Below are 3,530 nucleotides of genomic sequence, written 5' to 3' on the forward strand. Positions count from 1 at the left end.
AAACCGAGGTGGTCCCGTTTCAGCCGGATCACAGTGCTCAGGATTCGAGCGGCGTTGACATCTCCGCGTCCGCATGGCGCGTCCCGCCGACTCGCCGCACGAGCACGGCGCTGCAGAGAGGTCGAGACGGCCACCCTGCCGGCCCGTGTCTCGCCCACGCGCTCTGCCATCGATGTTCACCGCGGTGCTCGCCATGTGACCTGAGCCGGAAGGCAACGGTGCGCGCTCGTTGACACGACCGGACGTCCTCGCACATGAACGCATCACCGCTGACGGTCACCGAAGTACCGGACGCTCCTGCGCCACCGCGCGATATCTCGCTCCCGAACAGCCGCGGACAGCAGTGCGTCATCGCAGACCGTCGCGACGTCGAACCGAGGACCGAGGATGATCAAGCTTCGAAATCACTCGGCGGAGGTAGCGGTACAGAGGCTTGGGCAGTGTCTTGAGGTGCTCGGCCTTCGGCGGCTTTCCATGGGCCACCTTGTAGTTCGGCGATAGCTGACGTGAGGGTGAGTTCGGCTGAAGGGTCGGTCGCCGTGCCATGGTGCACCAGTACCGCGGCGAGACGCGGGATCTCTGAGGAGTAACAGTCGTTTGTAGAGTGCCAGGTCTCAAGGCTCCTAACCACCTACCGATACGCATGCTGACCGTCCCGCGCAGAATCAGCTCGCTGACGCCTCGACATCGCGTCTCGTATCCGCTTCCGCCAGATGCGGTTGCCGAGCGGCTTGCGGTACTCGCGCTGCGGTCGCTTACCCAGCGTGACGCCCGACGTGCCCGCTCATCGGCTACGCCCGGGCGGCAGCCAGGCCAGCTTGGCGTGACGCTGCGTAACGCGTGGATCGTGCCAGATTCGGACGTCGTTATATCGCGCTGCCTACGGATGACCGGATCACAATAACGCTGCCGCGCTGTTGAGATGCGAGTTGAATTTGCGTTTCGCCGGGAACCGGGGCGACGGATGGCCCCGGGCCCGGTGGTCAGGTCGAGTTGGAACAGCTGCCACTCCGCACTCCCGACTCCTGGGTTGGCGCCGGTCAGCGCCAGTCGTCCGAGCGGGGACGGGCGGCGGCCACTCCGGCGCCGATTGCGTAGCCGACCAGCAGCAGCGCGGCCAGCCACAGCGGCGCGGGCAGGGCCAGCCAGCGCAGCAGGGCGGCGCCCACGATGGCACCGCAGAGCAACGCAAGCACGGATAGCAGCGGCCGTGACTGCAGCGGCGCGTGACCGGCGTCCACTACCAGGCCGGTGATGGTCCGGGTCAGCACGGTGGTGGGCAGATCGGGCACGCCGAGCCGACGGACCACCCCGTTCTGCCCGCCCATTGCCAGCCCGAGCAGCCCGAGCAGTGCCAGCTGGGTGACGAGGTCGGGTACTCCGACGACGCTGACGACGATTGCGGCGACGATGACAAGCCCGGCCTGTACCCCGGTGGCGACCGCCAGCAGGCGGCCCCGGTGCGGCGCCCGGTCGGCCGCCCACCGCCCGCCGACCCGGGCGCCCAGCACGAAGCCCGCCAACGCCAGCAGACTCCCCTCGATCGAGACCCCGCCGGTCCCGGCGATGGCGAAGCCGAGGAACACCACGTTGCCGGTCATGTTGGCCACGAACACGCGGCCCAAGCCCAATAAGCTGAACGCGTCGACCAAACCCGAGACGACGGTCAGCCCGACCAACAGCCCAGGCAGGGGCCCTGCGGACGCCGGTCGATCACCGCCTCAGCTTAGTGCAGCGACCGGGCCGGCCGGGCCGTGACGTGTACGGCCCCCGCCACCGCAGGGCGTCGAACCAGTCGTTCCGGCCGCTGCGTATCGGCCACTCGGCGGAGATCACATCAGTGGATCGACTCGGAATCGGTAGCGGAGGCGGCGTCGCTGCCGTGACATCCACACGTCTCATCCTCCAGTTCGCAACCCTGGAGATGCCGCGCGAGTACCACAGGTGGGAATGGGAGTTGAACGTCCACTTGCCGGCGTACAGATCGACGTGTGCAGGTAGCGCGTGCAGAGCCCCTCCTGCTGCAGCTGCGTACGTCGCTACCTGGCGCTGCCTAGGGACACGTCCGGACCGCCCAGCCGTACTCGATCGTGATGTCGGGATGGACGACCCCCGGCCGCCGGTCGGTGTGCGTCGACGGCTGGCGGCGAGACAAATCCGAGGCTGGGGTACGGGTTCGTCATCTCAGGGGTGGAGTACGGCCTTGATCACGCCGTCTTCGCGTCGGTCGAAGCGGCGGTACAGGTCGGGTGCGTCTGCGAGCGTGCCGTGGTGGGTGACGATGACGCCGGGTCTGGCTCGGCCGGAGAGCACCAGGTCGCGTAGCAGCCGGGTGTAGCGGCGGTCGTGGGTACGGCCGAACCGGACTGTGACGCCTTTGCCGAACAGAGTTCCCCATGGCACGACGAGGTCTTCGTGGGCGGTCGCGCCGGGTCGCGGGTGCTGGTCCTTGTCGGGGTAGACGCCGGCAACGGCGATCGCGCCTGTCGGGTTGACCAGGCGGGCCGCGTCGGCGATCACCTGACCGGGCCGTTCCTGGTCGGGGTGTTCGCGATCGCGGGCCTGAAACCCGACCGCGTCGATCACCTTGTCCACGCCGCCGAGCTTTTCCTCGCCGAGGGGCAGACCCGCCCGTACCCGGTCCTGGCGGATCTGTTCGACCGGGTCGCTGCGGCGGAAGTCGATCGGGACCGCGTCGAGTTCGCCGGCCTTGTCCAGTCGGGCGTCCACGCCGTCCACGCAGTACACGATCCGGGCGCCCCGGATCCGAGCAGAGTACGCGCTGAGCAGGCCGATGGTGCCGGCGCCGAATACGGCCACCGTGTCGCCGGGCTCGACCCCGGCGAGCGTGGCGGCGTGCCAGCCAGTGACGAAGGCGTCGGCGAGCAGGACGAAGTCATCCTCGTACTCGTCACCGGGCTGTCCGGGCAGAGGCAGGCAGTTCGCGTCGGCCCACGGCACACGGAGGAGGTCCGCCAGGGCGCCCCGGTAAGGCCCCATTCCGGCGTAGCCGTACGCGGCGCCCGTCCCGTCGGCCCTCGCCCGCAGGCAGGCTGCGGAAAGTCCCTGGGCGCACATCGCGCAGGTGCCGCAGAACAGATGGGTGGGGATCACGACCCGCATGCCCGGCCGGACGGTCTGCACGGCACCGCCCACCTGCTCGACAACGCCCAGGGGTTCGTGTCCGAGCACCAGGCCGGGGTTCGCTCCGGTCCGCCCGTCGTACATGTGCAGGTCGCTGCCGCACAGGGCGCTGGAGGTGATCCGTACCAGCGCGTCGGTATCCACCTCGAGCGTCGCGTCGGGCACCTCCCGCATCCCGACGGTCCGGACGTCCTCGTAGACCACCGCTCTCATTCGTCCCCGTAACCTCTTCGCTCGTCCCAGCCGGCGACCCCCGGCCGCGCGACCCGGTCTGGCCGCCTGCCACTGCTGCCGGCGACCAGAGAAGGAGGATCCCCAACGTCGGCCGGATGACTCCCGCTGACGGCGAGATATTTTCCGCCCGCCCGCCCGCCCGCCCGCCCGCC

Annotated in this window: 2 protein-coding genes; both read right to left on the bottom strand. The window is 69.3% G+C overall.

Annotated features, from left to right (window positions below; translation table 11 throughout):
* Window positions 1–1,040 precede the first annotated feature (1,040 nt).
* A complete protein-coding gene (locus ACFP2T_RS47835; RefSeq protein ID WP_377434746.1) occupies window positions 1,041–1,679 on the bottom strand; it encodes a YoaK family protein in 639 nt (212 codons plus the stop codon).
* A 505-nt stretch (window positions 1,680–2,184) separates the two neighbouring features.
* Complete coding sequence (locus tag ACFP2T_RS47840; protein ID WP_377434749.1) at window positions 2,185–3,357, bottom strand: glutathione-independent formaldehyde dehydrogenase; 1,173 nt, start codon at window positions 3,355–3,357, stop codon at window positions 2,185–2,187.
* Window positions 3,358–3,530 lie beyond the last annotated feature (173 nt).

The sequence above is a fragment of the Plantactinospora solaniradicis genome, from assembly GCF_042658085.1.
GTDB classification, from domain to species: domain Bacteria; phylum Actinomycetota; class Actinomycetes; order Mycobacteriales; family Micromonosporaceae; genus Plantactinospora; species Plantactinospora solaniradicis.